Origin of the sequence: Pseudocoprococcus catus (genome assembly GCF_019734885.1) — a bacterium.
Taxonomy (GTDB): domain Bacteria; phylum Bacillota; class Clostridia; order Lachnospirales; family Lachnospiraceae; genus Coprococcus_A; species Coprococcus_A catus.
The window spans coordinates 1-746 of sequence record NZ_JAAXCM010000054.1 but is presented as its reverse complement, the minus strand read 5'-3'; the positions used below and the strand labels follow the sequence as shown (position 1 = coordinate 746).

Annotated in this window: 1 pseudogene; it reads left to right on the top strand. The window is 42.1% G+C overall.

Annotated features, from left to right (window positions below):
• Positions 1-646: pseudogene (locus HED67_RS14740) on the top strand (RumMC family radical SAM sactipeptide maturase); the annotation flags it as partial.
• Between the last annotated feature and the right edge of the window lie 100 nt (positions 647-746).

Here is a 746-nt window from a genome sequence, read left to right as displayed (position 1 = left end):
CTGGCTGCCAAAAGAAATGGTGAAAAAGTGTGATTATGTAGAATACGGAAGTGTAAGAGAAGAAGATATTTCCATGGAGTATGCAGGGGATGGGGAGTTTGTCGGGGAAGAATTGGACGGCTTTACATTAGATGCCATTGAAGGCTGGGCACTGACAAGGGATTTAGAAGAGCAGGATCCCAAAAGTTATGTGGCAGGGATTGTAACGGATAAACTGGTACGGATACATAACCGAAGACAGACACAGGAACCGTGCAAGGACCTCAGAAGAAACGGCTGCTGTATTCCTGGGAACCAGAGAGTATATGTGAAGACAGATGGAAAATTCCTTTTGTGCGAAAAAACCGGAGATGCACCGGATATAGGAAATGTGTTTGAAGGGGCAGATCTGGAAAGGATAAAGAAATATTATATCGAAGAATACGATGAGAAATCCATCACGAGATGCAATGAATGTTGGGCGAGAAACCTGTGCGGACTTTGTTATGCAGCATGTTATGAAGCAGAAGGAATTGATATGGAGAGGAAAGAAAAAGTCTGCGGTGCTCACAGGTATGCCACAAAAGGAGAACTGATTTCGTATTACAGCATTTTGGAAGAAAAGCCGGAAGTGATCGAAGAGATAGATGCGGTACCGTATTATTAAGGAAAGGTTTTAGATTATCAAAGATAATTTAAAATAGAAAAAATCAGACGGAAAGGAGGCGGCTGGTATGAGAAAAATCGTAGCAGGAAAGTTACAGACA